Source organism: Nocardiopsis baichengensis YIM 90130, assembly GCF_000341205.1.
Lineage (GTDB): Bacteria > Actinomycetota > Actinomycetes > Streptosporangiales > Streptosporangiaceae > Nocardiopsis_A > Nocardiopsis_A halophila.
In genome coordinates this window covers 220,092-245,646 of the sequence record NZ_ANAS01000012.1, presented here as the reverse complement: position 1 = coordinate 245,646, position 25,555 = coordinate 220,092, and the positions used below count along the sequence as shown (strand labels likewise).

20 protein-coding genes are annotated in these 25,555 nt (G+C 74.1%); 7 read left to right on the top strand and 13 right to left on the bottom strand.

The window, feature by feature from the left end; translation table 11 throughout:
- Window positions 1–516: 516 nt before the first annotated feature.
- From C892_RS31775 to C892_RS0112035, 3 genes are all read right to left on the bottom strand, one after another.
- Window positions 517–1,149, bottom strand: a complete 633-nt coding sequence (locus tag C892_RS31775) for a hypothetical protein (protein ID WP_193374769.1) — start codon at window positions 1,147–1,149, stop codon at window positions 517–519.
- Between the two features lie 65 nt (window positions 1,150–1,214).
- A complete protein-coding gene (locus C892_RS0112040; RefSeq protein WP_017536854.1) occupies window positions 1,215–2,525 on the bottom strand; it encodes a glycosyltransferase in 1,311 nt (436 codons plus the stop codon).
- The gene (locus tag C892_RS0112035) at window positions 2,467–3,483 is read right to left on the bottom strand and encodes a DMT family transporter (protein ID WP_017557409.1); all 1,017 of its coding nucleotides are present in this window, start codon (window positions 3,481–3,483) and stop codon (window positions 2,467–2,469) included. The genes C892_RS0112040 and C892_RS0112035 overlap by 59 nt, the downstream gene beginning before the upstream one ends.
- Before the next feature lie 757 nt (window positions 3,484–4,240).
- Between C892_RS0112035 and C892_RS0112030 the strand changes: the two genes are divergently transcribed.
- Both C892_RS0112030 and C892_RS0112025 read left to right on the top strand, forming a co-directional pair.
- A complete protein-coding gene (locus C892_RS0112030; protein WP_017557408.1) occupies window positions 4,241–5,137 on the top strand; it encodes an Lrp/AsnC family transcriptional regulator in 897 nt (298 codons plus the stop codon).
- A gap of 742 nt (window positions 5,138–5,879) precedes the next feature.
- Window positions 5,880–7,469, top strand: coding sequence for a beta-N-acetylhexosaminidase (locus C892_RS0112025; RefSeq protein ID WP_017557407.1), 1,590 nt, complete (start codon window positions 5,880–5,882; stop codon window positions 7,467–7,469).
- 66 nt (window positions 7,470–7,535) lie between these two features.
- On the opposite strand, the gene C892_RS0112020 is transcribed toward C892_RS0112025, so the two are convergent.
- Window positions 7,536–8,456 carry a glycerophosphodiester phosphodiesterase gene (locus C892_RS0112020; protein ID WP_017557406.1) on the bottom strand — a complete coding sequence of 307 codons (921 nt, stop codon included), beginning with the start codon at window positions 8,454–8,456 and terminating at the stop codon, window positions 7,536–7,538.
- A gap of 257 nt (window positions 8,457–8,713) precedes the next feature.
- Here C892_RS0112020 and C892_RS0112015 point away from each other — a divergent pair, with 257 nt between their 5' ends.
- Entirely contained in the window at window positions 8,714–10,132 is a 1,419-nt protein-coding gene (locus C892_RS0112015; RefSeq protein WP_239647365.1) for a KxYKxGKxW signal peptide domain-containing protein, read from the top strand.
- 359 nt (window positions 10,133–10,491) lie between these two features.
- Here the strand turns inward: C892_RS0112015 and C892_RS0112010 are convergent, their stop codons facing one another.
- The 7 genes from C892_RS0112010 to C892_RS0111975 all read right to left on the bottom strand — a co-directional run bounded on the left by C892_RS0112010 (window position 10,492) and on the right by C892_RS0111975 (window position 18,383).
- Window positions 10,492–11,778: a fumarylacetoacetate hydrolase family protein gene (locus tag C892_RS0112010; RefSeq protein WP_017557404.1), complete on the bottom strand. Its 1,287-nt coding sequence runs from the start codon at window positions 11,776–11,778 to the stop codon at window positions 10,492–10,494.
- Between the two features lie 17 nt (window positions 11,779–11,795).
- A complete protein-coding gene (locus tag C892_RS0112005) occupies window positions 11,796–12,824 on the bottom strand; it encodes a hypothetical protein (protein ID WP_017557403.1) in 1,029 nt (342 codons plus the stop codon).
- The gene (locus C892_RS0112000) at window positions 12,824–13,051 is read right to left on the bottom strand and encodes a hypothetical protein (RefSeq protein ID WP_017557402.1); all 228 of its coding nucleotides are present in this window, start codon (window positions 13,049–13,051) and stop codon (window positions 12,824–12,826) included. Before C892_RS0112000 ends, C892_RS0112005 begins: the two co-directional genes overlap by 1 nt.
- Before the next feature lie 122 nt (window positions 13,052–13,173).
- On the bottom strand, window positions 13,174–14,874 hold the full coding sequence (locus C892_RS0111995; protein WP_083934360.1) for an FAD-dependent oxidoreductase: 1,701 nt from the start codon (window positions 14,872–14,874) through the stop codon (window positions 13,174–13,176).
- 467 nt (window positions 14,875–15,341) lie between these two features.
- Window positions 15,342–16,517 carry a C40 family peptidase gene (locus C892_RS0111990; RefSeq protein WP_026124309.1) on the bottom strand — a complete coding sequence of 392 codons (1,176 nt, stop codon included), beginning with the start codon at window positions 16,515–16,517 and terminating at the stop codon, window positions 15,342–15,344.
- A gap of 159 nt (window positions 16,518–16,676) precedes the next feature.
- Window positions 16,677–17,015, bottom strand: coding sequence for a Uma2 family endonuclease (locus C892_RS28825; protein ID WP_083934359.1), 339 nt, complete (start codon window positions 17,013–17,015; stop codon window positions 16,677–16,679).
- Window positions 17,016–17,483: 468 nt separating this feature from the next.
- Window positions 17,484–18,383 carry a 2-hydroxyacid dehydrogenase gene (locus C892_RS0111975; protein WP_017557398.1) on the bottom strand — a complete coding sequence of 300 codons (900 nt, stop codon included), beginning with the start codon at window positions 18,381–18,383 and terminating at the stop codon, window positions 17,484–17,486.
- A 226-nt stretch (window positions 18,384–18,609) separates the two neighbouring features.
- Here C892_RS0111975 and C892_RS0111970 point away from each other — a divergent pair, with 226 nt between their 5' ends.
- Entirely contained in the window at window positions 18,610–19,281 is a 672-nt protein-coding gene (locus C892_RS0111970; RefSeq protein ID WP_017536866.1) for a PadR family transcriptional regulator, read from the top strand.
- On the opposite strand, the gene C892_RS0111965 is transcribed toward C892_RS0111970, so the two are convergent.
- Window positions 19,224–20,069 (bottom strand): TrmH family RNA methyltransferase, encoded by an 846-nt coding sequence (locus C892_RS0111965; protein WP_017557396.1) that lies wholly within the window; start codon window positions 20,067–20,069, stop codon window positions 19,224–19,226. The genes C892_RS0111970 and C892_RS0111965 overlap by 58 nt on opposite strands.
- Before the next feature lie 77 nt (window positions 20,070–20,146).
- Window positions 20,147–20,689, bottom strand: a complete 543-nt coding sequence (locus C892_RS0111960; RefSeq protein WP_017557395.1) for a hypothetical protein — start codon at window positions 20,687–20,689, stop codon at window positions 20,147–20,149.
- 270 nt (window positions 20,690–20,959) lie between these two features.
- On the opposite strand from C892_RS0111960, the gene C892_RS0111955 reads away from it, so the two are divergent.
- From C892_RS0111955 to C892_RS0111945, 3 genes are all read left to right on the top strand, one after another.
- Complete coding sequence (locus C892_RS0111955; protein ID WP_017557394.1) at window positions 20,960–22,681, top strand: substrate-binding domain-containing protein; 1,722 nt, start codon at window positions 20,960–20,962, stop codon at window positions 22,679–22,681.
- A 169-nt stretch (window positions 22,682–22,850) separates the two neighbouring features.
- Window positions 22,851–24,644 (top strand): substrate-binding and VWA domain-containing protein, encoded by a 1,794-nt coding sequence (locus C892_RS0111950; protein WP_017557393.1) that lies wholly within the window; start codon window positions 22,851–22,853, stop codon window positions 24,642–24,644.
- Window positions 24,645–24,818: 174 nt separating this feature from the next.
- On the top strand, window positions 24,819–25,502 hold the full coding sequence (locus tag C892_RS0111945; protein WP_017557392.1) for a hypothetical protein: 684 nt from the start codon (window positions 24,819–24,821) through the stop codon (window positions 25,500–25,502).
- Window positions 25,503–25,555 lie beyond the last annotated feature (53 nt).

The window sequence follows — 25,555 nt, the reverse complement described above, 5'->3', positions numbered from 1 at the left end:
GGGCTCCGAAAGCGGGCCCGTCCAGGGCAGTGGCGGCCGTACCGCCCTGGCCGGGAGGGTCGGGCCTCTCATCAGCGTCTGTGACGGCACCTCTCAGGCCCGGTGACACCCCCAGGTCATGTCCTCGAGAGGGGACTCAGTCATGCCCGCCCCGGAGGCCGGCGGCCCTGTTGGAGGGCCACGAAAAACCTAACGGGGAGAATCCACGCCGCGTCCAACCGACATGACGATGGCGTCCACCGGAACTGGAGCAGTGCAACCTCGGTGGGCGGCCTTGGGCCGTCCCCCGACGAGCGGGACGCCGGTCGGCCGAAATGACCGGCACCGACCGCCCTAAGGGCCGCGCCCCGTACCCCCGGCCCCGTTTCCGGCTGCGGTCTCACTCGCTCCAAGGGACCCGCCCCCGGAGCAGATGGCAGTGCCGCCTCGGAAAGCCGTACCGATCCAGCGGACGCGGCCATGGGCCCCGGCCCCGGAGTCGCCCATGAGGAATTGCAGATCCGCCCCGGACGCCCGCTATTCGCGAGGCCTTCTCCGCCCGCCGTTGACGCGCTTCCAGCCGGATCGGGTCCGGCGCTCCTCATCGGTCTCTCCAGAGGCCCCGGCCTCGCGCTGGGACGGGATCGCCCCCGAATCCGGGCTGCCGCGACCGTCGTCCGCCCGGCCCTGATCCGCGTGTCCGTTTCCCGGGTGGCCGTGCGCCAGGTGACCGTTCCCCTCGTAGCCGTTCCCCTCGTAGCCGTTCGCTGCGCGGCCGTTTCCTGCGCGGCCGTTCACGCCGCTCTCGGAGCCGGAGCCGTTCCACGGGACGGTGCCGGCGTCCGGGCCCTCCTGAGCGCCTCCCGGCACGGAGCCGTTGCGGCGGCGGAGGCGCTCCAGGCGGCGGCGCAGCCGGCGCGCCACGTGCCGTGCCCGGTCGCGGTCCTCGCGGCAGTTCCACCACCGCGCGAACGCCTCCAGCTTCTGCCGGCGCGCCTCGGCCAGCTCGGCCTCCAGGCGCTCGACCCGCTCCTCCAGGTCGCGGTGGTCCCGGTCGTAGTCGGCCAGGACCTCCTGGCAGGCCTGCTCGTCGTATTCGGCCTTACGGAGCCGGGCGGCCACGCCCTCGGCGTGCGCCGCCCCCGTCCGACCGGATCCAACGAACCACACACTCTGGATGTATCCGCCGAACCGGACTTCACATCAGGATGTGACGCAAAAACCACGGAAAGTCATCACGCCGCGGCCGGAGAGCGCCGCCGCTCCCCCGTCCCCGCGACCGCGCGCAGGGCCCGGTCCGCCACGGGGGCGCCGGGCCGCCGCGGCCGCACCGACCGGTAGATCTCCTCGAAGCGGTCCAGCGAGCGCTCGTGGTCGTGCGTCAGGGCCAGCGCCCGCGACGCCTCCCCCATCGCCTGGCGCCGGTCCGAGGCCAGGACCTCCCCCAGCCGCTCGGCCAGCGCGTCGCTGTCCCCGGGCGGATAGAGGAAGCCGTTCCCGCCCTGGTCCACCAGGTGCGGCAGGGCGAGCGCGTCCGCGGCCACCACCGGCAGCCCCGTCGCCATCGCCTCCAGGGTCGCGATGCTCTGCAGCTCGGCCACGCTCCCGATGGCGAACACGTCCCCGGCCACGTACACCAGCGGCAGCTCCTCGTCGGACACGAACCCCAGGAACCGCACCCGGTCGGCCACCCCCAGCTCGTCGGCCAACCGGGCCAGCTCCGCCTGGCGCTGGCCGGTCCCGGCCAGGGCCAGCTGGAGGTCGCGCCGGTCCTTCAGCGCCGCGAGGGCGCGGATCAGGTCGTCGATGCGCTTCTCCTCGTCCAGGCGCCCGACGAACACCATGGTGTCCCGGTCCTCAAGGCCGAAGCGCTTGCGCACCTCCGCGCGCTCTGCGGGCCGGGGGCGGAACCGCTCCAGGTCGATGCCGCACGAGACGGGCTCCACCGGGCGGCTGAACCCCTTGGCCGCCAACAGGTCGGCCGCGCGCCGGGTCGGGGTGGTCACATGGTCGGCGTCGTAGGCCACCCGGACCATGTCGCGCCAGGCCAGCGCTCCCGCCGCCCCCTGCAGGGCCGCGGGGACGTGCGCGTGGGCGAACAGGTTGTCCGGCATGAAGTGGTTGGTGAGCACGACCGGCGCCCCCGACAGGCGCGCCCGCCGGACCGCCGCCCTGCTCACCGTGAAGTGGCTCTGGGCGTGCACCACGTGCGGGGCCAGGCGCTCGACGATCCGTGCCACGTGCCCGCCGACGCCCAGCGGCACGGCGGTGCGCATCGTCGGGTGCACGACCACCGAGGCCGAGCGCAGCCGGTGCAGCACCACGCCGTCCTCGTACTCGATGCCCGGGCGCCCCGTCGCCGAGGCGCACACCACGTGCACGTCGTGGCCGCGTCCGGCCAGCCCGGTGGCCAGCCGGTAGGTGAAGTAGGCCGCCCCGTTGACGTCCGGCGGGTAGGTGTCGGCCGCGATCAGGACGCGGAGCCGCTCAGGCCCCCCGCTCGGTCGGCTGCCCTGGCCGGCGTTCCCCGGGGTTCTCTCCTTCATTGCGGTCATCAGGCTGCTCCTGTGCAGATGCGGAGGTGGACAACGGCGAGGCGTCCCCGGAGGGGTGCGCCGGGCGGCCGCCCGGCGCCGGTCCGCCGCGGCGGGCCGCGGCCTCCGGGTTCTGGTTCCTGGCCTTGGCCAGCACGGCGATGCCGGCCGCGGCGACGGCGGCGGAGACGGTGGCCCCCGCCTGGGCGAGCGGGGTGGTCGGCAGCCCCTCGCCCAGCAGCAGCGCGCCCAGCCCGGCGCCGACCACGGGGTCGGCGACCAGCAGCACCGCGTAGGCGGCCGCGAAGTGGCCGGTTCGGTAGGCGTTCTGCATCATCAGGCCGCCGAACAGGGCCACGCCCAGGGCGATCGGCGTGAGCCAGCCGATCAGCGCGGACGGGTCCTGCACGGTGCCGGCGGCGATCACCCGCGCGATCGCCGAGGTGGTGCCCAGCGCGGCCCCGCCCACCGCCGCCAGCAGCACGCCGCGCGCCCCCGCGCGCAGGTGCCGGGCGGCCGCGAAGGCCGCGATCCCGACCGCGACCACGGTCCCGGCCAGCAGCAGGGCGGTCACCGTGGTCATCTGCGGGGTCCGGGCGGTGTGCGGGAAGAGCGTGAGCACCCCCGCCAGCCCGGCGGTGACCGCCAACCCGGCCACGATCTGCCCGGCGCGCACCGGCCGCCGGGTGAAGAGCATGGACAGCACGATCGCGAACAGCAGGCCGGTGACCCCGATGGGCTGGATGACGGTGAGCGGCGCCCCGCTGAGCGCCACCAGGTGCAGGGTGACGCCGGCGCCGGCCGCGACCGTCCCCAGCACCCAGCGCGGACGCTGGGCCAGGTGGACGAGCAGGCCGAACCGGGCCACGCTCTTGCCCGGGGCCCGAACCGCGTCGCGCTCCTGCAGCGCCGACCCCAGCGCCATGCAGAAGGCGCCGGCCAGGGCGATGACGACCGATCCGATCAGCACCGCGGCCTCGCATCCCCCCGGCGGCGCGCCCGCCCGACCAGGTCGTCTCCCGGGCCGCACGCGCCCGCTCCGGTCCCGGCCGACGGCCCGGTCCGTCCGGTCCGTCCGTGCGGGGTCCGGCCGGCCGCGGCCGGGTGAGCACACTCCGGCTCCGAAGGCGCCACGGTGTCCCCCCTCCGTCGGGCCGCCGTGCGGCCTACTCGATCCATCAGGGGAGACGCTACGGATGATCCCCCGCTCGGGGCCATAACGCCACCACCCTGTTCGGGGTGGTGCTCGCCCCACCTCCGGTGGAGCGGTCCACCCCACCCCGGCAGGCGCGCCGCGGGCGCCGCCCGTACGTCCCGCGGGGGCCCGCGCCCGTCGGCGCACCCTCCGCGGCCTCCACCGGTTCCTCGCACGGCTCCCCCGGTCTCGCGGATCGGACAATGCGGTTCGGCGGACGGCTCCCGGTTCCCGAAGGACCCCGGACCGCCCTCTCCCCTCGAACCTAGATAACCCGCCTGTCCTTCGCGTCCCTCAACAGGCGTAGATATAGGGGAAACAGATAGTCAAAAGTCGGTGCCCGGGGCGCACCGGACTCATCCGTTCGCACACGTTCGCACACGTTCATGCCGCGCCGGCCGCCGGGTGCTCCGGGGAAGTGAGGGCGGGGATCGGCGGTCTGTCAAGTCGGGGCCCGCCCGCCCGTGCCGCGTACCGGCCGCTCAATGTGCAGAATTAGGGGGAAATTCCCCCACTGGATAGGTGAGCGCCCATGGGCGGCATGGAACTGGACGAGACCGATTCGGCGATCGTTCGCGAGCTGGGCGTGGACGGCCGCCTGCCGTTCGAGACGCTCGCGGGGCGCGTAGGCCTCTCCCGGGCCGCCACCCGGCTGCGGGTGCGGCGGATGCAGGAGTCGGGGCGGCTGCGCATCGTCGGCATCGTGCACCCTGCCGTCCGCGGGACGACCGCCCGCGCCCAGCTGGCGGTCTCGGTCCGGGGCACCACCGCCGCGGCGGTCGCCGCCCAGGTCGCGGCGCTGCCCGAGTGCCGCCGCGCGGAGCTGGCCGCCGGCCGGACGCCGCTGCTCGCCGAGGTCGTCGGGCGCGACCTGGGGCCGCTGACCGCCGCGGTGGACCGGGTGCGCCGGATCCCGGGCGTGTCCGGCATCGACACCGCGGTCTTCACCCACGTGCTCAAGGACCCCTACCTGGCCTCGGCCCCGCCCCCGACGGCCTCCCCCGACCAGGTCGACCACCGGTTGCTGGCCCTGCTGGAGAAGGACGGCCGGCTCTCCTTCGCCGAGCTGGCCGGCTACGTGGGGCTCTCTCCGGGGGCCGTGCGCAGCCGGGTGATGCGGCTGCTGGAAGGGCGTGCACTGCGCGTGACGGGCCTGCTGGACCCGGCCACCGCGGGGCAGGGCTGCCACGGAGGGTTCGCACTGACCCTGGGACCGGGCGCGGAGAACGCCGCCGCGGCCATCGCCTCCTGGGACGAGACCCGGTTCCTGACCCGCTGCCTGGGCCGCAGCGACCTGGTCGGGGCGGTCGCCGCGGAGGACCCGGAGGCCGTGCGCGAGGTGCACGAGCGGCTCCGGGTGCTGCCCGGGGTGGAGCTGCACGAGACCTGGCTGCGGTTGGAACAGGTCAAGGACGGTGACCGTGCGTGAGGACACGGGTGGCGCCGGTACCGCCGGACGCGGCCTGCGGTGCTCCGGCGCCTCACCGGGTCCGTCCTCATCCGGCCAGTACAAGGACGCATGGTCCCGATCCGGACGGGTCGGGCGGGAAGGGCGTCCGGTAGCGTGATCCGACGGCGCGTCGGTGGGGCACCGGCGGCCCATGGGCAGGGCCCGGTTTCCACCGCCGTCACCCGGCTCGTGGACGCCCTTCTCCTTTTTCGAATCCGGTTTCCGTGTGCCGGCGGCGTTCGCCGGGGCCCACACATCGAATTTCCGCGAGGGAGTACCTTGCGGACCTTGGGGCGGTGGGACCCCCTGGGAGCAGACCCTGGAAGTGCAATTCGACCTCGCGGCGACGGCCGCCCCCGGAGCCGGTCCGCATCCGACCGGGCCCCTCGTCTCCGTTTCCCACGAGGCCGGATCCAATAGGCTCGGGAAACCGGAAGCAGAAGGAAAACCGAATGCACAGGGCACCGGCGGCGCCTTCGGCCTTTCCCGGGAGACGCTCGCGCGGGAGGGCCCACTCCTGCCCTCCGCACCGGTGCTCCTCCGCGGAGCGGCGCGCGCGCATACGGCGGTCCCGCCCCGGGCACCTTCCCGCAGCCGCCGTCGCCGGACCGACGCACCCCGCCGTTCCGGTCCGGCCGGGCGGGGACGGGCACCCGTGCGCGACGGGCCGCCGCGTGGCACGATGGCCCCCGTCACTGGTCTAGACCGATGAGGAGCCCACGTGCCTGCACTCCCCCTGGTCCCCCTCCCCGCCGAGACGCTGCCCGGCGGCGCTGCGGGCCGCGGTGCCGACGGCCTGGAGCTCGACGCCGCCACCCGGATCGACGCCGACCCCGAGGCCGCCGGCACCGAGCGCTGGCTCCGCGCGGAGCTGGGCGCCGCGACCGGGCTCCCGCTCCCGCCCGGCCGGGGCGAGGACGCCCGGCTGCGCCTGACCGTCGACCCGGGCGCCGGACTCGGCCCCGAGGGCTACCGCCTCATCGTCGACGACGAAGGGGCCGTGGTGGTGGGCCACGACCCGGCAGGGGTGTTCTACGGCGCGCAGACCCTGCGGCAGCTGCTGCCCGCCGCCGCCTACCGCCGGTCGGCCCTGGGGAACCGGGTCTGGCGGCTCCCGGACGTGCGCATCACCGACCGGCCCCGGTTCGGCTGGCGCGGCTGCATGCTCGACGTCGCGCGGCACTTCATGCCCAAGCACGGCGTGCTGCGCTTCATCGACCTGATGGCCCTGCACAAGCTGAACGTGCTGCACCTGCACCTGACCGACGACCAGGGGTGGCGCCTGGAGATCCGGCGCTATCCGCGGCTGACGGAGACGGGCGCCTGGCGCCGGGAGAGCCAGGTGGGCGCGGGCGGCCCGAAGACGTTCGACGGCCGTCCGCACGGCGGCTTCTACACCCAGGACGACATCCGGGAGATCGTCGCCTACGCCGCCGAGCGCCACATCACCGTGGTGCCCGAGGTGGACGTGCCCGGGCACTCCCAGGCCGCGATCGCCGCCTACCCCGAACTGGGCGAGGGCGGGCCGGTGGAGGTCGGCCGGGAGTGGGGGATCATCGAGACCGTCCTCAACACCTCGGATGCGACGATCGAGTTCTACCGCAACGTGTTCGACGAGGTGATGGAGCTCTTCCCCGGTCCGTACATCTGTGTGGGCGGGGACGAGTGCCCCAAGGGGCAGTGGCGCGCGAGCGCTTCCGCGCAGGCGCGCATCGCCGAAGAAGGGCTCCAGGACGAGGAGGGGCTGCAGAGCTGGTTCATCCGCCAGTTCGACGCCTACTTCGCCGCCAAGGGCAGGCGCCTGCTCGGCTGGGACGAGATCCTGGAGGGCGGTCTGGCCGAGGGGGCGACGGTCCTGTCCTGGCGCGGGACGAAGGGCGGCATCGCCGCCGCGCACGCGGGCCACGACGTGATCATGTGCCCCACGGCGACCTCCTACCTCGACTACCGCCAGTCGGAGTCGCAGGAGGAGCCGATCCCGGTGGGCACCCTGCTGCGGCTCTCCGACGTCTACAGCGCCGAGCCGGTCCCGCCCGAGCTCGAAGCGGAAGGGGCGGACCGGGTCCTGGGCGCCCAGGTCAACATCTGGACCGAACACATGGACTCGCCGAGGACCGTGGACTACATGGCCTTCCCGCGCCTGTCGGCCTTCGCCGAGGTCGCCTGGTCCTCGCACGCGCGCTCCTTCGACGAGTTCCTTCCCCGCCTCAAGGGCCACCTGGAGCGCCTGGACGCCATCGGCGTGGAGTACCGCCCCCTGGACGGCCCGCACCCGTGGCAGCAGCGCCCGGGCGTCGAAGGACGGGCCTGATACACGTTGCGGCCTGCCCCCTGAGAGGGCAGGCCGCAACGCCCGGCCGTCGGGCCGGATCCCTCGTCAGGCCAGGGCCTCGGAGCGCTCGTGCTCCCGGATCACCTGGCGGGCGATGTCGGGGTAGTCGGTGATCAGTCCGTCGACGTCCTTGTCCAGCGCCGTGCGCATCGCATCGGCGTCATTGACCGTGTAGGTGACCACGGCCATCCCCTCGTCGTGCACCGCCTCCACGTAGTCGGCGGTAAGGGTCTTGTGGTTCGGGTTGATCTGGTCGGCCCATTCCGCGTACTCGGCGATCTCCCCTTCGGGGACGTGGCCGAGCAGCCCGTGCGGGACGACCGGGAGCAGGTCGTGCGAGCGCTTCACCGACGCCCAGTCGAAGCTCTGCACGACCAGGCGGTGCTTGCCGCGCTTGCCCACCGGTGCGAGCCAGACGGGGTTGCGGGCCAGGGTCTCGGAGATGTCGGCCTCGATGCCCGGGTAGAGGACCGGGGCCTTGATCTCCAGGAGCAGGTTGAGGCCGTGCTTGCGGAGCCGGTCCAGCGCCTCCTGGAAGGTGGGCACCTTCTCCCCCTCGAACGCGGGGTCGAACCAGGAGCCGGCGTCCAGGCGGCGGATCTCCTCGAGGGTGAACGCACCGACGTCGTAGGAGTCGCGGCCGGGGAACACCTCTTCCGCGTCCGTGGTGCGCTCCAGGGTCGTGTCGTGCACGACGACCAGCTCACCGTCTCTGGTGCGCTGGACGTCGATCTCGACGGTCGTGGCGCCGCGCGCCTTGGCGGCGTCGATGGCGGCGAGGGTGTTCTCGGGCGCGTACCCCGAGGCGCCCCGATGGGCGACGTCGAGGACCGACAGCGCCGCGGGGCCGTCGCCGGGGCCGAGCGGTGAGTAGCGGAGACCGGTGTCCTCAGCTGCCACGGCTGTTCCCCCGCCCACCAGGACGAACGCCAGGGCGGCCGCGGTGAACCCGAGCCGTCGGATCATGACACTCCTTCACATCGCGAGCGGTTCTCACCGACCGTTCAAGGCTCGACTCAGACGGTTACCGCCGGGTGTCGCCGAGGCGAGGCGCCCGTGCCGCCCCCGGGAACTCCCCCGCGCGCGGCGAGGCGAAATCTCGACACGATGCACTCCTTGTGACCGATTCGCTACTTCGTGTGCGACTTTTGTTGGTGATGACAGTTTGCACCACGCATGGTGTCATCCCTAGCACGCAAGGTAGTCAAACGAGAGGTCGAAACATGCGCAAGCCCCATAAGCGGTGGATAGCCCTGGCAGGGGCGACCACCGTCTCCTTGGCCGGCTTCGGGCTGTTCGGCGGCGTGTCGGCCGCCGCCGACGACACGGACCTTCCCTGGCCGGTGATCCAGCAGCGGGCCTCGACCTACGCCATCGACGGCTTCGAGATCGGGTACCTGCCTCCGGAGCTGGAGCGCTACGGGATCAGCGCCAAGTCGGCGACGGGCAACAAGGGCGACCGGAGCTCGCACATCTCGTGGGTGCAGGGGCCGGAGGCCACCTACGGCAAGGTCGCCGTCCTCAGATCCTCCGACCTGACCTCGCTGGAGGTCGTGCGCGACAAGCGCTACGACCACCTCGAGGACGCCTCGCTGGAGAAGGCCGAGGACGGGGAGCGGGAGGCCTACGTCTCCGAGTCCACCGGCGACTACTTCTTCCTCCAGGAGAAGGGCGTCGCGGTCGGCGTCTACCTCCAGCCGGAGAAGTGGGAGGCCGAGGAGCTGGCGAAGTTCGCCTCCTCGGTCCGCCCGCAGGCGGCCGGGGAACCGGAGGCCTCGGAAGCGGCGGACACGCCCGAGGAGGAGGCGGCGGAGGAATCCGAGGAGGAGTCCGCCGCAGAGGAGGAGCCTGCAGCGGAGGACGCGGCCGACGAGGGGCCCGCGCAGGGGGAGCCCGCCGCCGAGGAGCCCGCCGAGGAGCCGGGCGGGGCCGACGCCGAGGCCCCGGAGGAGGAGCCCGCCGCCGAAGCACCCGAGGAGGACTCCGCCGAGGGCGCTGGAGAGGCCGAGGAGAGCGCGGAGGCCGCACCGGAGGGCGGGGCCGCCGAGGGGGGCGCCGAGAACCCTGCCGACTCCGAGGAGGCCGCGGACGACGCCACCGACGGCGCTGACGGCGCGGACGGCCAGGAGCCCGCCTCCGACCAGGGCACCGAGGACACCGAGGGCGCCGATGGCGAGGGCGCCGAGAGCGACACCTCCGAGGCCGACGGAGCCGACGGAGCCGAGGCCACGGATGAGGAGGCGGCCGGCGCCGGGACCGGTGACACCGAGACCGACGGCACCGAGCCCCAGGCGGACGAGGCCGAGGCCGCGACCGACGGCGAGACCGTGGGGATCCGCCTGCCCGAGGGGGCGACCGCGCAGGACGTGCGGGTCTGCCTGGCCGAGGAGATCACCGGCGGTGAGCTGACCGAGGAGCTGCGGGAGACCGCGAAGGACGCCGGGAAGTTCACCGAGTTCTGGGGCGAGGCCGGCCTCGCCGACCGCAGGACGGCGGTCGACGCCTGCATCGAGCGGCTGAAGGCCGACGAGTGGTGGTACGAGGACGGCGCTGAGAAGGGCTCCGAGGGCGAGGCGGCGCGCTACGACGGCGTGTGGCGCGAGGCCCCGTGGACCCTGCCCGCACAGCGCACGAACGACTGACCGGGTGGTGCGCGCAGCCGCACGCACGACCGGCCGGCACCGGGGGGCGCCGCCGTGGAACCACGGCGGCGCCCTGTCCGTGCCGTCACCGTGTCTCGCCCACCGACTCCGCCGGCCCCCGGGGCGCGCGCCGAACGACCGAGACGCGCTCCTGAGGTTCGCGTCGGTCTCCGTGGGGCGGCCGACGGTCATGCGATCGGCCCCGGCGGCATCCGCGGCCCAGGCCGATGCAGCGCAGTGCGGGACCTCCCACCGGCCTTGCTCACGGAACGGAGGCGGACGCCGGGCGACGGGAACGCCGAAGGCCCGTCTTCACCGCCCGCGCCGTCCGGGCCCGGCACGGCCCGCGACGCCGCCCCTCAAGCCTCCGCCGCCGGGACGACGGTCCCCTCGGCCTCGCCCAGGCTGATGAAGCCTCCTCCCAGGCCCGGGGCGGTCGCGGTCACCTCCACCCGGTCCCCGTCCTCCAGGAACGCCCGTTCGCTTCCGTCCGGCAGCACCACCGGGTGCTCGCCTCCCCCGCCCAGTTCCAGCAGGCTTCCGCGCTCCTCCCGCTCCCCCTGATCCGCCCGTGCGCCGCCGGCCCCCGACACCGTCCCGGTCGACACCAGGTCGCCGGTGCTCAGCGCCGTCCCGTCGGCCGTCAGCTGCGCCACCATCTGGTCCGGGGTCCAGTACGCCCGGCTCAGCCGCGGCCGGGCGACCGTCTGTCCGTTCACCCGCAGGGCGAAGGCGACCTCCAGCGCCCAGTCCGCGACGCTGCGCAGGTGGGGCAGCGGGGACCGGCGGTCCCGGGCCGGCACGCGCGCCGCGCCCAGGGCGTCCAGCTGCACCACCCACGGCGCCACCGATGTGGCCACCGCCCGGCCCGGCAGCGGTTCCGGCCCGCCGTCCTCCGAAGGCAGGTCGCGCGCCGACCAACCGGCGATCAGGACCGCCCCGAACACGTGCTCGGCGAACTCCCCCACCGGCAGCGGGCTCCCCGGCGTGTTCGGCACCCCCACCACGAACGCCAGCTCGGCCCCCACGTCCAGGCGCAGGCTCGGCCCGTCGCCGCCGTCGCCCTCGTGCCCGTCGGCCGCGCCGTCAAAGCCGCCGAGCCCGTCGGGCCCTGAGACGACACCGTTCCCTCCGCCCCGGGCTGCCCTGCGCCCCCTCGGCCTCGGGACCGTCCCGCCGGGCTCGGCCACCGACGCCGGACGGCTCCCGCCTCCGAGGGGGCGGTCCCCCCACATGCCCGGAAGCAGCCGCTCTCCGGGAGCGAGGATCCGCGCCGCGTTGCGCGCGTACTCCAGCGAGCACAGATAGCCGGTGTGCGCGCGCGGGGCGACGGGCGCGGTCATCTCCACACTCTCCAGGGGGATCAGGTGCGGCTCCACCTGGGGACGCGCCCCCTCGTCGGTCAGCATCCCGGACACGCGGGCGCGTACCGCCCGCCACGCGATCGGCCCCATCGCCATGAACGGCGCCAGGGACGGCCGAGCGAACTCGGCCATCCCCAGGAGCGGCGCCAGATCGGCCACCATGCCGCCGATCCTGGCCCCGACCCTGGCGGGCCCGCCGCCGCGTTCGCGGAACACCCCGTAGGGGAGGTTGTCCGCCCCGTACCCGGCCTCGTCGGCGCCGGAGACCCATGTCGTCCGCACACTCCGCACCCGTTCCGTCACGCGGCCCCCTTCCCGGCCATCGCCAGCAGACCCAAGCGCTCGGCATCGTGCGGCGGCTCCCCGGTGCTCCGGGCGCCGAGACCGGCGAACACCCGGCGGGTGCGCACCGCGGTCCTCCACCCCACCGCGGCGAACCGGGCCGCGACCAGTTCCTCGTCGCAGGTGCGCAGCGCCTCGCGCACCTCCCCCGCGCCCGCCCCCTCGACGGCCGCCGCCGTGGCCAGCAGCACGTTCAGGTACCCGTGCCGTGCGGGGCGGCCGCCGACCGGCGGCGCCGACACCGCCCGGTGCTGGCCCGCCGCCAGGCGGAACGGCACGTCCCAGAACGCGCACTCGCCGATGACGTCGGCCAGCTCGGTGACGCCGGGCGGCGGGCACCCGCGCGAGCCGTGGCAGCGGATGCGCACCCCGAGCGGACGCGCCCCGCTCAGCGCCCCGATCGCCTCCAGGCGCCGGTGGCCCCTCGGCACCTCGAAGAACACCGTCCTGATCCGGGAGACCCCGCCGACCCGGGCCATCAGGGCCGCCCGGCGCACGTCCTCCGGCAGCGCCCACGTCTCGAAGTGGGTCACCCTCAGCCCCGGCGCCCCGGCGTCATGGGCGAGCGCCCCGCGGCCGTCGCCGTCCAGCACCACGCCCACGTCCAACGGGTCCCAGGGGTCCGAACGCTCTTCTGTCGGGCCCGACGTGGGCCCCTGCGGCTCCGTTCCGCCAAGGCCCGCCCCGACCGGGGCTCGCGGGACCGGAACACCCTCCGCCAGCTCCCGGTCGACCTCGCCCTGGACCGCTCCCTCCAGGGCCGCGGCCGCGCCGCCCTCGCGCACCCGACGGGCCAGTTCGGGCAGGAGCGGGGCCGGGCACAGCAGGCGCCGACTGAGCAGCGGATGGGCCAGGATGCGGTCGGTCCTGTTGCGCTGCATCGCCTGGAAGAGCGAGAGCGGCGACGGCGGAAACAGGCCGGCGTCGTCGACCAGCCCGTGCAGCAGGATCTGCCCGGGCGGGGCCGCGCGGTCGACGCCCGGCATCAGCGGGCCCGGCTCCAGGCGCAGGCGGGGCCCTCCGAGGCCCGTCCGGCCGGCCCGGTCTCCAGCGGCCGGAAGGTGTCCACCATGACGGGGGTCCCGGTGGTGGCCCGTGCCCCGAGCACCTCCTCGACCGCACCCGGCCGGGGGCCGTGCGTGAACCCGTCCGGCCGCCGGAAGACCGTGTGGCGCTTGCGGGGAAACTCTCCGACAGCTCGGTAGAAGGGCATGTCGCCGTCCTTTCCGGGGCCCGTCGCCCCCTGGAGCCTCCATGGCTCCTGTGCCCTACGTCGCCTCTGCCTCCTGTCCCGGGGCGCCGCCGTCGAGACGCCTGTACGCGCCTCCCTGACGTTCACCTACCCCGCACGGCCGGTGTTCGCGCGCCGCAGGCGCGCTCGATCGCGGCCCGCACGCGCTCGGGCGGGCCGCCCGGCGGCAGCACGGCGCACAGATGGGCGTCGGGACGCACGGCGAACAGGGTTCCCGGCGGGTGTCCGAGCGCGTCGGCCGCCGTGCCTGAGACGTCGATCCGCTCCAGGGCCACGGGCGCCACGTCCGCCGGGAGCCCCCGGCAGGCACGGGCCGCGGCGGCCGCATCGGCCTCCCGCCCGGCGAGCACGGTGAATCCGGGGCCCAGCAGGGCCCGCAGGCGCACCCGCTCCCGCGCGCCTCCCGCAGCGGGCGTGCACAGGGCGTCGGGGCAGATGTCGCCGGGCACGGGCGCCTCCGGCCGGGCCTGGGGCGGCACGGGCCCGGCGGGCGTGGTCAGCGGGGAGTCCGCGTAGCGGAAGGGCTCGGCGAGCCTGCCCGAGTCGATCCGGTCTCCGGCTTCGGGATCCTCCAGTGCGCGCTCCAGCACGTCTCGGCGGCGGCGCCGGTCCTCGTCGGTGTGCGGGACCAGGAACCGCATGGTGTCCCCGGTGACGCGCAGGTTCTCCTGCGCGGCCGCCCAGCGCTCGGCGTGGTAGGTCTCCATCAGGGCGTCCGCGGCGGCGGGGCCGGGCGCCCGGAGCGCGCAGGCGATCTTCCAGGCGAGGTTCTCGGCGTCCTGGACCCCGCTGTTCAGTCCGCGCGCGCCGAAGGGGGCGTACAGGTGCGCGGCGTCTCCGGCGAGCAGGACGCGGCCCACCCGAAGGCGCTCGGCGCAGCGCTCGTGGAAGCGGTACACCGACGACCACACCAGCGTGTAGTCGCCGTCGCCGACGATCCTGCGGATGCGCGCGTCCAGCGCCCCGGCGCGGCGCTCGGCCTCCAGGTCGAACCCGTCGGGCACCTGCCAGTCGATGCGCCAGGTCGAGTCGGGGCACTGGTGCACGAGCACCTGGCGCCCGGGGTTCCACTCGGGGTCGAAGTGGAACCGCCGCTCGTTGGGGAAGGGCAGGTCGGCGCGGATGTCGCAGATCAGGAAGCGGTCGCCGAACGACTCCCCGGGGAACCCCACGCCCAGCAGCTCGCGCACCGCGCTGCGCGGACCGTCGGCGCCGACGACGTAGTCGGCGTGCAGCGCCGCGGTCCCGTCAGGGGCCAGGGCCTCGACCCGCACCCCGTCCGCCCCGCCCCCGCCGTCCCCCTCCTGGGTCAGGCCCACCACGCGGTGGCCGAAACGCAGGTCGATGCCCGGTTCGGCGGCGACCGCCGCCAGCAGCTCCTCCTCGACGCGCGCCTGGGAGATGTTGATCCACGGCGGCAGGAGACCTTCGCCGGCCCCGGCTCCCGAGGGGAAGGTGACGGTGCGGACCTCCCGGCCCCGGTAGTAGGTGCGCGCGGTGGTCCATGTGGTGCCTTCGGCGACGATGCGGGCGCCCGCCCCCAAGCGCTCGAACACGTCGAGCACATCGCGCTGGAAGCAGATCGCCTTGGAGCCCGTGGAGCGGAAGTAGGCTGCGCCGCGCTCGTCCTGGGCCTCCAGGACCGTGCACGGGACGCGCGCGCGGGCCAGCGCCAGGGCGGCCGTGAGCCCGACGGGCCCGGCTCCGACCACGATCACGCGCGGCGGCCGCTGCGGCCCCGCACCCTCCCGTCCCCGCTCCTGGCTCCGGTCACGGCTGCTCATGCGTCCGCCCTCCGGGGTCGAACTCCGCGGCTGCCGCCCGCCGCACCCTTGGATCGGATGTGACGCGCCCCACCCAAGATAACCCGCGGTGCACCTCTGTCCCTGGGCCCGGGGCATGGCGCCGCGATTGCCCCGCCTTGTCGGGCGTTTTACTGCGCGCACCGCGGGTTTCCGCTACTTTCGGTGGCATGACGGTGTTGCGGAGGTCGTTACGGCTCTTGCCAAAACGCCCCTACGCTGCTTACCTTGACCGAGTAGCGAACGCCGCTTGGTGAGAAGCCGTGTGTTCGATAGCCGAATAAGCCACGCGCAGGGCCGGTATCGCTGACTCCCCCTCCCTCAGTGACGCGCCCTGCTTCCCCTCCTGCAGAGTCCAGCCCTCCCCTCCCGGCTGGCCTCGGCGCCAGGAGATGAGAAGGGGCGGTGCCGGCGCGGCACCGCCCCTTCGCGTTCCCAGGACCCGGGCCTCAGTCCACGTGCACCCGGACGACGCCCGCCATGTCGGCCATGCGCACGTCGGTCACGCGCACGTCCAGGCCGGTCCGGGGGGCCTCCAGCATCCTGCCGTCGCCCAGGTAGATCGCCACGTGCGAGATGTAGTCGGGGGCCGTGGGGTCGGAGCGCCAGAAGATCAGGTCGCCGCGGCGGGCGTCCTCCCACTCGACGTGCTCGCCGGCGTACCACTGGTCGTGGGTGACGCGGGGAATGGCGATGCCCTCCTCGGCGAAGGCCCACTGGAGCAGCCCGGAGCAGTCGAACCCGCCCTCGGCCAGGGACTCGCCGCCCCAGACGTAGGGCACGCCGACCATGCCCTCGGCGTTGGCGATGACGCGCTCCAGGGTGGCCCCGGGGACCTCCTCGCCGCGCGCCCCGGACGGCCGCGGCTCGGGGTCCTCGGAGAGGAGCTGCAGCGAGGCCTCCTCGCCCAAGACCTCCTCCAGGCGGTCCTTGAGCTCCCACAGGTCGGCGTCGGGGGCCGAAACGATGACCCCGTTCCCTTCGGGGAAGCCGAGATCGGAGGCGAGGTCGCGGGAGACGAGGGCGTCGATGCCCGCGACGCCGGAGGTGGCGTGGGTCCACACCTCGGCGCTCCGGTCGCCGTCGGCGCCGGCGATGTCCACTTCGCTGCCTACGTCCAGCCCGCGCTGCTTGCCCGCGTCGTCGGAGAGCGCGATGCGCCCCTCGGCGATGCCCTCCCAGATCTCGTCGGACTCGGCGGAGGGGCGCGGGGCGAAGTTGCGGAACCGCCCCGGCTCCACGCCCATGACCGAGGTCTCCTCGCCCTCGACGCCCACCCGCGCCGCGTCGACGACCTCGACGGCCTCGACCCCGTCCAGGCCGCGCACCCGGCGCACGGCCTTGTCGGGAAGCGGCTCGGGGGTGACGGCGAAGTACTCCCGGCTGCGCGGCTCGCCCACGGGCGCGACCCGGGTCCCCTCCTCCAGCGCGGCGGCGTCGGCCACCGGCGGGGAGGCGTCGCCGCCGCTCGGCTCCGGCTCGGGGCCGGTACCGCGCTGCGCGCCGACGGGGGGCCGGTCGGCGACGTCGGGCTCGGGCTCGGCCCAGGCGGGCGCTCCCAACGCGGAGAAGGCAACCGCGAATGCGACGGTGGTCCCCGCGCATGTTCTCAGCCGGTCCCGCACGAATCGACCTCGCTTTCCCGCGCCTGACGGAGGGTGGGCGGACATCGCGTACAAGCATGGGCGGCGGGAGCGCCGTTTTCAAGCCGCGTCCGGGTGAACACACGAGGAACCGAATCCCCGCCGCTTGGCCGAAACCGGCCACCCACCGCCCCGGCCCGGTCACCTCCAGTGGCGGGGGTACCGGGGCAGTTCCACGGTTTTCAGGACGGTGCCGTCCAACGGAGCAGGAAGGGCGACCGGTTCCGAGAACCGGTGGGCGCTCTTGAGGCGGTACTCCTCGCCGACCAGGTCGGAGTACAGGGCGATCCCGCCACATCGGGGATCGATGACCAGATAGAGCGGAATGCCCCAACTCGCGTACACCTCAGGGAGGACCTCGCGGTCTTTGCGGGGAGTGCTCGGCGATACGACCTCGACCGCCATGTCCACTACTGCGGCAGGGAGTACCGACCGCGCCTCGACCAGCTCCTTGCGGTCGACGACGATCAGATCCGGGATCGCGTACTCGCTCGCCTCCTGCTCCCCGGCCTCCGGCTCGGGGCCACAGAGGACCCCGCATGCGGGCGGCGCCCGTCTTCAAGGGCGTCCCGCAACTGGTCGTAGACGAGCTCGACCGTCAAGTTGTGAATCGGCGTGGGCGCGGGCGTCACGTAGATCTTCCCTCCGAGGACCTCGACCCTGTAGCCCTCGGGAACATCGACGTACTCGGAGGCGGACCGCAGGTCGACCCCGGCCCGATCAGGACGCTCGCATAGTTCCATGGTCATGGGCATTCCCCTGTTCGCTGTCGAGGTCACGCTCGAGCGCCCCCTCCGCTTCACGGGCCGCGATCCTGTGCTCGGCCGTTTGCGGACAGCCGGGCCGGAATTCATGCGCACCGGCGTTGCGCATGGTAGAAGCGGCCCCTCCACCCCTTATCGGACCTCCCGTTCGGCCCTGGCGTGGGGACGCGGGCGCGCCGGTGTGTCAGGGCCGCCGCACCACGTTCGCCAGGGGAACGCCCCCGGCCCATCGCCGGAGCTGGTCGTCGACGAACCTCCGCGCGCGGGGGTAGAAGGTGTCCGAGCCGCCCGCCACGTGCGGCGTGACGAACACGTTGGGCGCCTGCCACAGGGGGTGCCCCCCGGGGAGGGGTTCGGGGTCGGTGACGTCGAGGGCGGCGCGGATCCGGCCCTCCTGCGCGAGCAGCGCCCCGGTGTCGAGCACCGGCCCCCGGGCGACGTTGACCACCAGCGCCCCGTCCCGCATCAGGCCCAGCTCCTCGGCCCCGATGAGCCCGCGCGTGCGGTCGGTCAGCGGGGTCAGCAGCACCACGATGTCGGCGCCCGGCAGCAGCCCGTGCAGGTCCTCGATGCCGTGGACGCCCTCCTCGGGCCGGGCCGTGCGCGCCACCTTCACGATCTCGCACTCGTTCGGCGCCAGGCGCGCCTCCAGGGCACGGCCGATGCTCCCGTGGCCCACGATCAGCACGCGCGTGTCCGCGAGGGAGCGCGTGTAGTGCGGGTTCCAGGTGCCGGCGCGCTGCTCGGCGGCCCACTGCGGAAGGTCGCGCCGGTCGGCGAGGATGAGCGCGAGCGCGTGCTCGGCGGTGCTGGCGTCGTGCAGCCCCCGCCCGTTGCTCAGCTCCACCCCGTCGGGCAGGTGGGGCAGGGCGTTCTCGTAGCCGGCGGTGAGCAGCTGGCACACGCGCAGCCGCGGCATGCGCGCCAGGAGGTCCACCCGCTGTGTGCGCCCGTAGGGCATCACGAAGAACACCACGTCGGCCAGGCCCTCGGGCTCGCCCCGGCCGTCGAAGACGGCGCCGTCGAGCCCCTCGGGCACGGCGGACAGGTTCTCCTTCCAGGGCACCAGGACCCGGTCGGGCATCGCTCCTCCTCGCAACCTGTCGAAGGCCGGGCGCCGAGCCGCCGGCACCGGCCCCGGCGACGGCCCCTCCCCGGGGCCGCGCTCGACGTGGGACGCTACCAGGGGCCGGGGCGGCCGCAGCCGCTCAGGCGGCTCGCGCCCCCGCGGCGTCAAGGCCGTCAGTGCCTCGGATCGCGGCCCTTCGGCCCCAGGGCACCCCTGTGGTCCGTGACGTAGGGTGATCGCCATGCCGACGACCGATACCGCTCGCAACGTCCCCCGCCCCTCGCTCCCGGTCAACGCCTGGGCGATCCTGGGGCTGCTCTCCTTCGGGACGGAGCTCTCCGGGTACCAGCTCCGCCAGTGGGCGGAGAACATTCTCGGCTACTTCCACAGTGTCCCGGCGATGAGCCAGATCTACACGGAGCTGCAGCGCCTGGAGCGGCACGGCTACGTGCACCACCGCAGCGTCCCGGTCGCCGACGCCACCACCGGGGGCCGCAACGCCCGCGCCAAGCGGGGGTACGAGATCACGCCCGAGGGACGCGAGGCTCTGGCGGCCTGGATCCGCGACACCCCGGTCGAATACCCCACCGCCCGCAACGGCGCGATGCTGCGCGTATGGCTGGGCGCCTACGCCGAACCCGACCGGCTGCGCGAGATCGTCAGCGAGCACCGCGACCGCTCCGAGGAGATGCGCGCGGCGGCCGAGCTGTCCAACCGGATCGCCGAGCACGACTACACGCGGCACCGCTACGCCACCCTGGTGACCTCATGGGCCGAACGGCGCTACGCCGCCGAGCGCGACATCGCCGAAGAGGTCCTGTCCGAACTGGACGCCGTGCTCGCCCCGCGGGGCGGTCAGGGCGCGGACGGCAGAGAGGGCTCCGTGGGCGCCGAACAGCGCACCAACTCGTAGCAGGCGATCGCCGCGGCCGCGGTGACGTTGAAGGAGTCGACGTCACGTCCGGCCATGGGGATGCGCACCCGGGCATCGGCCTGGTCCAGCCACCGCGACGAGAGGCCGTCCCCCTCGGTGCCCAGCAGGAGCGCGGTCGGCCGCCCCGGCTCTGCGGCCAGCTCCCTGTCGATCGGCGCGGAGTCCTCCCCTGGCGTGAGGGCGAGGACGCGCAGCCCCCGGTCGCGCAGCTCCCCCAGCCCCTGCCTCCAGTCGTCCATGCGGGCGTAGGGCAGTGTGAACACCGAGCCCATGGAGACCTTCACCGATCGCCGGTACAGGGGGTCGGCGCATCGGGGCGACAGCAGGACGGCGTCGACGCCGAGGCCGGCGGCGCTGCGGAAGATCGCGCCGACGTTGGTGTGGTCGACGATGTCCTCTAAGACGACCACGCTCCGCGCCCCTCGGAGCACATCGCCGACCGCGGGCAGCGGCCGCCGGTGGAACGACCCCAGGGCGCCCCTGTGCAGGTGGAAGCCGACCAGCCCTTGGGCGACCTCTTCGGAGACGATGTACACCGGCGCATCGACCCCGTCGACCACGTCCCCCAGGGCGTCACGGCGGCGCTCGGTCAGCAGCAGCGACCGCGGAGCGAACCCCGCGCGCAGCGCGCGGCGGATGACCTTGTCGCCCTCGGCCATGAACAGCCCGTGCTCGGCTTCAAGGCTCTTGCGCAGGGTGACGTCCCGCAGCCCGACATAGTCGCCCAGACGGGGGTCGCGGGGATCGGTGACCTCGATGGCTTCCATGGCCCACCATTGTCGCCCAGGTCCGGGACCGGACGACGGGCGCGCCCTTCGGACCGGCCCGCCCTCCGGGCTGGGGCTCACGGCACGGGCTCGGCGGCCACAGCGTCGGTCAGGGGGCGCAGGCGCTGCCAGCGGACCTCTTCGCAGGAGTCGGTGCGGGAGACCTCGGTGTCGACCTCCTGGCCGCCCCACTCGCCGGTGATGCGGGCCCGCCCGGCCCCGTACTCGTGGTCCTCCTCGCACACGGCGCCCTCGGGGACCTCGTCGAAGAGCCCGATGCCCTCGCCGTCGGCGGTCTCGGCCTGGACCAGCGCCAGGTCGGCGCAGACCCCGGGGTCCTCGGAGGCGTCGCCGGTGCAGGTGACGCTCTGGATGTAGGCGCGCTCCTCGACCGACAGCTGCACCTGCAGGCGGCCGGTGGGCGCCTCGGGCTCCTCCTCGGTCGCCTCGCTGACGGGGTCGAGCGCTCCGGCGGCCGAGGCGCCGGTCTCCGGCGGGGCGGGCAGGAGGGACAGGACCGCGCCGAGCACCCACGCGATGGCTCCGCCGGCGCATACCGCCCCGAGCACGGCGGGGCCGATCGCGCGGGGGGACCGGCGCCGGGGGTTCTGCTTGGACATGAATGCCACTCTACGTAGTTAGACGATTACTTTCCGGTGCGACGACCAAAGGCGGCGGTTCGTCCGCCCTGTCCCGTCACCCCCCGCGCGCACCGGGGCTCGCCCCCGCGCGCCTCTCTTCTCCGGAATCCGTCGTGCACCGACCACGCATACTAGCCACCCCGGCCAAACCGGGCACCACCCGGCCCGCGACCGGGTGCGCTCTTCTCCTGGCCCCCTACTTGGCAGTAAGGTCGCCGCCAAGCACGCCCCACCCCCGGAGAAGCCCCCGTGTCCAGCGGCCGCCACCGTCTCGAACAGCGCACCGGCTCCCGCACCCGCCGGGCGCTGGCCTCGCCCCTCGGCCTCACCGCCGTCGCCCTGGCCGTGATCGCCGCCGCCAGCCTCGCGGTGCCCGCCGCCCTGCGCTTGGCCGACTGCGGCCAGACGCGGTACCTGCGCATCTCCGGCACGCTGAGCATGGCCCCGCTGCTGCGCCAGGCCGCCGACGAGTTCAACGCCCAGGAGATGCGCTACGACGGCACCTGCGTACTCGCCCAGGCCGACGAGACCGCACCGCACCGCATCATGACCGAGCTGTCCGGCGGCCCGGGCGGTGCGGCCGTCCGGCCGGACGTGTGGGTGCCCGAGTCCTCGGCCTGGGTGGAGCTGGCCCGGATCTCCGAGAGCGGCGCCCAGGCGGTGGAGACCGAGCCGCGCTCCCTGGCCGCCTCCCCGGTGGTGCTGGCGGCCCCGGAGGGCGCCGAAGGGGTGCGCGCCTCCGGCGGGACCGCCTGGGACCTGCTGCTCCCCGGCGAGCGCGACCCGGACCGGCCCATGGTGATGGTCGACCCCAACCGCGGCGTCGACGGCATGGCCGCCATGCACGCGGTACGCCGGGAGCTGGGCACCGGGGACGCGGCCGACACCGCCATGACGGACTTCGTGCGCGACGTCCAGCTGGACACCGCGTTCGGCGAGATCGACCCCGCCGGCCTGTTCCCCGCCTCCGCGGACGAGGCGGCCGCACCGCTCGCGGTCCTGCCCGAGCAGGCCGTGGCCTCCTACAACGCCGGGTCCCCCGGCACGCCGCTGCGCGCGCACTACCCGCCCGAGGGCACGGTGATGCTCGACTACCCCTTCGTGAGCACCGGCGACGACCCGCGCATCCGCCAGGCCGCCCGGGACCTCTACGGGATCCTCGAGCGGCCCGCCTACCGCGAGCGGATGCGGGAGATGGGCTTCCGCGACCCCGACGGCGCCGCCTCCGGGCCGCTGGCCGAGGCACCCGGCATCGCCCCGGATGTGCCCGAGACCCACGAGGACCTGACCGGGGACGCTCTGCTGACCGCGCTGGACGACTGGAACCGGCTGTCCATGCACTCGCGCACCATCGTGCTGGCCGACGTCTCCGCGGCGATGGCCGACGACCTCAACGGCGGGCCCAGCCGCCTGGAGGTGACCCGCACCGCCGCCGAGACCGGTCTGGCGCTGTTCCCCGACCGGACCGACATGGGCCTGTGGCTGATGTCGGAGGAGTTCGGCTCCGACGGCCGCGACGTCGCCGCCGACCCGGGGCCGCTGGAGCAGGCCGTGGGCGAGGGGGGCGCCACCCGCCGCGAGGAGCTGCAGGAGGTCGCCGAGGACATCGAGGTCGCCGGGGGCGGGTCGCGGCTCTACGACAACATCCTGGACGCCTACCGGGAGGTGGAGGCCGGCTACGACGAGGACCGGATCAACTCGGTCATCGTGCTCACCGCCGGGTCCGACGAGGGGTCCAGCGACATCTCGCACTCCGAGCTCGTCGCCGAGCTTCAGGACCGCTTCGACCCCGAGCGCCCGGTCACCATGTTCATCATCGGCTTCGGCGCCCAGTCCGACCGCGAGGAGCTGGCCGCCATCGCCGAGGCGACCAGCGGGACCCTCTCGGTGACCGACGACCCCGGGGAGATCGGCGACATCTTCCTCAGCTCGATCTCGCGGCGCCTGTGCGTGCCCGACTGCGGCACCTGAGCGGCACCGGAAACGACGACCGGAACCGGGTCACCGGGGCTGACCGGAATCCCCTCTCGGGCCCATGACCACTGTTCACCCCAGAATCGGACTTCGCTAACCTTCCGAGGCACACGTCACAAACCCCCCACCCCGACGCCCTACCCCCGAGACCACATCGAGGACCACCTTGGGACGCCACCGCGGTAATCACGCAGACGACGGAGACGCCGACCGGCGCGGCGCCGAGGGCCGCAGCCGCCGGCGCCGACGCCGACGCCGCGGCGGGGCCGTCGCCGCGCTCTCGTCGGCCGCCGCCATCATCCTGGCCGTCGGCCTCACCGGCACCTACATCTTCCTCAACCAGAGCGGCTGCGGCGGCAAGGACATCGCCCTCGACGTCGCCGTGAGCCCCGAACTCACCACCGCGGTCCAGGGGGTGGCCCAGCAGTTCAACGAGCAGGACTACGCGGTCGACGGCCAGTGCGTGCGGGTCAGCGCGCGCGGGATCGAGTCCGCCGACGTCGCCTACGGGATCACCGGCGGCGGCCCCACCATGGGGGACACCGACTCCCAGGTGTGGATCCCCGACTCCTCGCTCTGGGTCAACTTCGTGCAGGAGAACTCCGGAGAGGGGGTCGTCAGCGACACCGGCACCTCGGTGGCCGCCTCCCCGCTCGTGCTGGCCCAGCCCGAGAAGGTGGCCGAGAAGGACGACGACGAGGCCTCCTGGGACACGCTCGTGCCCACGGCGGCCCCCACCGAGGAGGAGTCCGGCAGCGACGTCCGCCTGGTCGACCCGGTGCGCAGCTCCGCCGGGCTGGCCACACTCGCCCTGATCTCCGACGCCATCGGCGGCGGCGAGGACGAAGAGGGGCAGGCCCAGCTCGTCGCGGCGATCCAGGCCCTGCAGGAGGGCGCCACCCCGACCGAGGAGGCCGCCTTCGAGGCGTTCTCCGAGCAGAGCGCGGGCGACGGCGCCGCCCCCGTCCTGGTCCTGTCGGAGCAGGCCGCGGCCCGCTACAACCGCGACCACGCCGACACCCCGGCGCGCGTGCGCTACCCCGACACCGGCTCCTACACCCTCGACTACCCCTACGTCACCCGGACCGATGACCCGCTGACCACCCGCGCGGCCCAGGTCTTCCGCAGCGCGCTGGAGGAGGACGCGGCGCAGAAGCGCTTCCAGCGGGAGGGCTTCCGCACCCAGGACGGGGCGATCGACGGCGAGGCGCTGCCCGAGGAGCAGGGCTTCCAGGCCGACATCCCCGAGAACCTGCCCACGCCGAACAACGAGAGCGTCGAGCGCCTGACGAAGGCCTGGAACCAGTTCAAGCTCGGCACCCGCCTGCTGACCATCGTCGACGTGTCGGGATCGATGCTGGAGGAGGTCCCGGGGACCGGGATGAGCCGCATGCAGGTCACCACCGCCGCCGCCGAGCAGGGCCTGTCGCTGTTCAACGACAGCACCGAGCTGGGGCTGTGGGAGTTCTCCACGGGCCTGGACGGCGACCTGGACCACCGCGAGCTGCTGCCCATCCAGGAGCTGGCCGGCGAGGGCGCCGACAGCGCCACGCACCAGCAGGACGTCGCCGCGCGGCTGGGCGGCATGGAGCCGGTGCCCGACGGCAACACCGGGCTGTACGACACCTACCTGGCCGCCTACCGGGAGATGGCCTCGTCCTACAAGTCCGACAAGGTCAACGCCATCCTGATGCTGACCGACGGCAACAACGACGACCCGGACGGCATCGATCTCGACCAGCTCGCCTCCACCATCGAGGAGGAGTCCAACCCCCACCACCCGATCCCGGTGTTCACCATCGCCTTCGGGCCGGGCATCGACCTCGAGCCGATGGAGCAGGTGGCCGAGCTGACCGGGGGCGAGGCCTACAAGACCGAGAACCCCGCCGAGATCGGCGACATCTTCCTGCAGGCCTTCTCCCAGCGGCTGGAGAACCAGGAGGGGCAGGGCGGGGCGTAGCCCGCCGGGCCTGCCGGGCCGCCCGTGACCGGATTCGGCCAGGGGCGGCCCGGAAATTCGGTCCGAAACCCGATGATCGTGACCGTTAGATCCCTGTTCCCCCCACGCCGGGACCTATGGACTAATCGCCCCGCCTCGCGTACTCAGAAAAGTGGTTGTGGTGTGCGACGGAGGGTGGCGGCCGTGGCCTACGCATGGATGCCGGGCGCCGGACGGGTGGAGTGCACCTTCACCCCTGAAGGACCGTTCCACGGGGGCGCACCCCGCGCGGTATGGCGAACCACGGAGTCGGATCCGGCGGCGCTCAGCGCGCGCTCCGTCGCCGAACACCTCGACTCCGAGGGGCGCTCCACGCACCTGGTGTGGAACCCCCTCACGGGCGAGGTCGCCCAACTCCTGCCGGCCACCGCGCCGGCCAGTGGAGAGCTGCTCGGGGACGGAACCGACCGCGCCCACGAAGGGCGCGCGTGCGTGATCGTGACCGTCGTGGGACGGTCCGACGAGCCCTTCACCGACGGGCCGTTGAAGGGCATCGATCCGATCCTGCGCTGGCTGGCCGTGTGGGGCGTGGCGCGCGCGTGGCCCCCAGGACCGCCGCCCGCAGCGGCGACGCCGGTTCGGGACCCCGTCGCCGAACGGGCGTGGGGCCGCTCGGGCCACTTCGGCGCCTCACAGGTGCCGGGGGTCGGCGGCCACGGTCCCGGCGCGATCGACGTGCAGCGGCTCCTCTCCCTCTCCCCGGAGCGCCCCAGGGCCCGGCTGTCGGGGCCGCGCGGGCGCCCGGCCCCTCTTCCCGGGCCCGCGCCGCAGGAGGGGTCCGACAACCCCCTCGACGCCTCGTACGCGGTCAGGCGGTAAAGGCCGTCAGGGGCACCTGCGCGGACCTGCACGGTCGCCGGACCCCTTAGTCT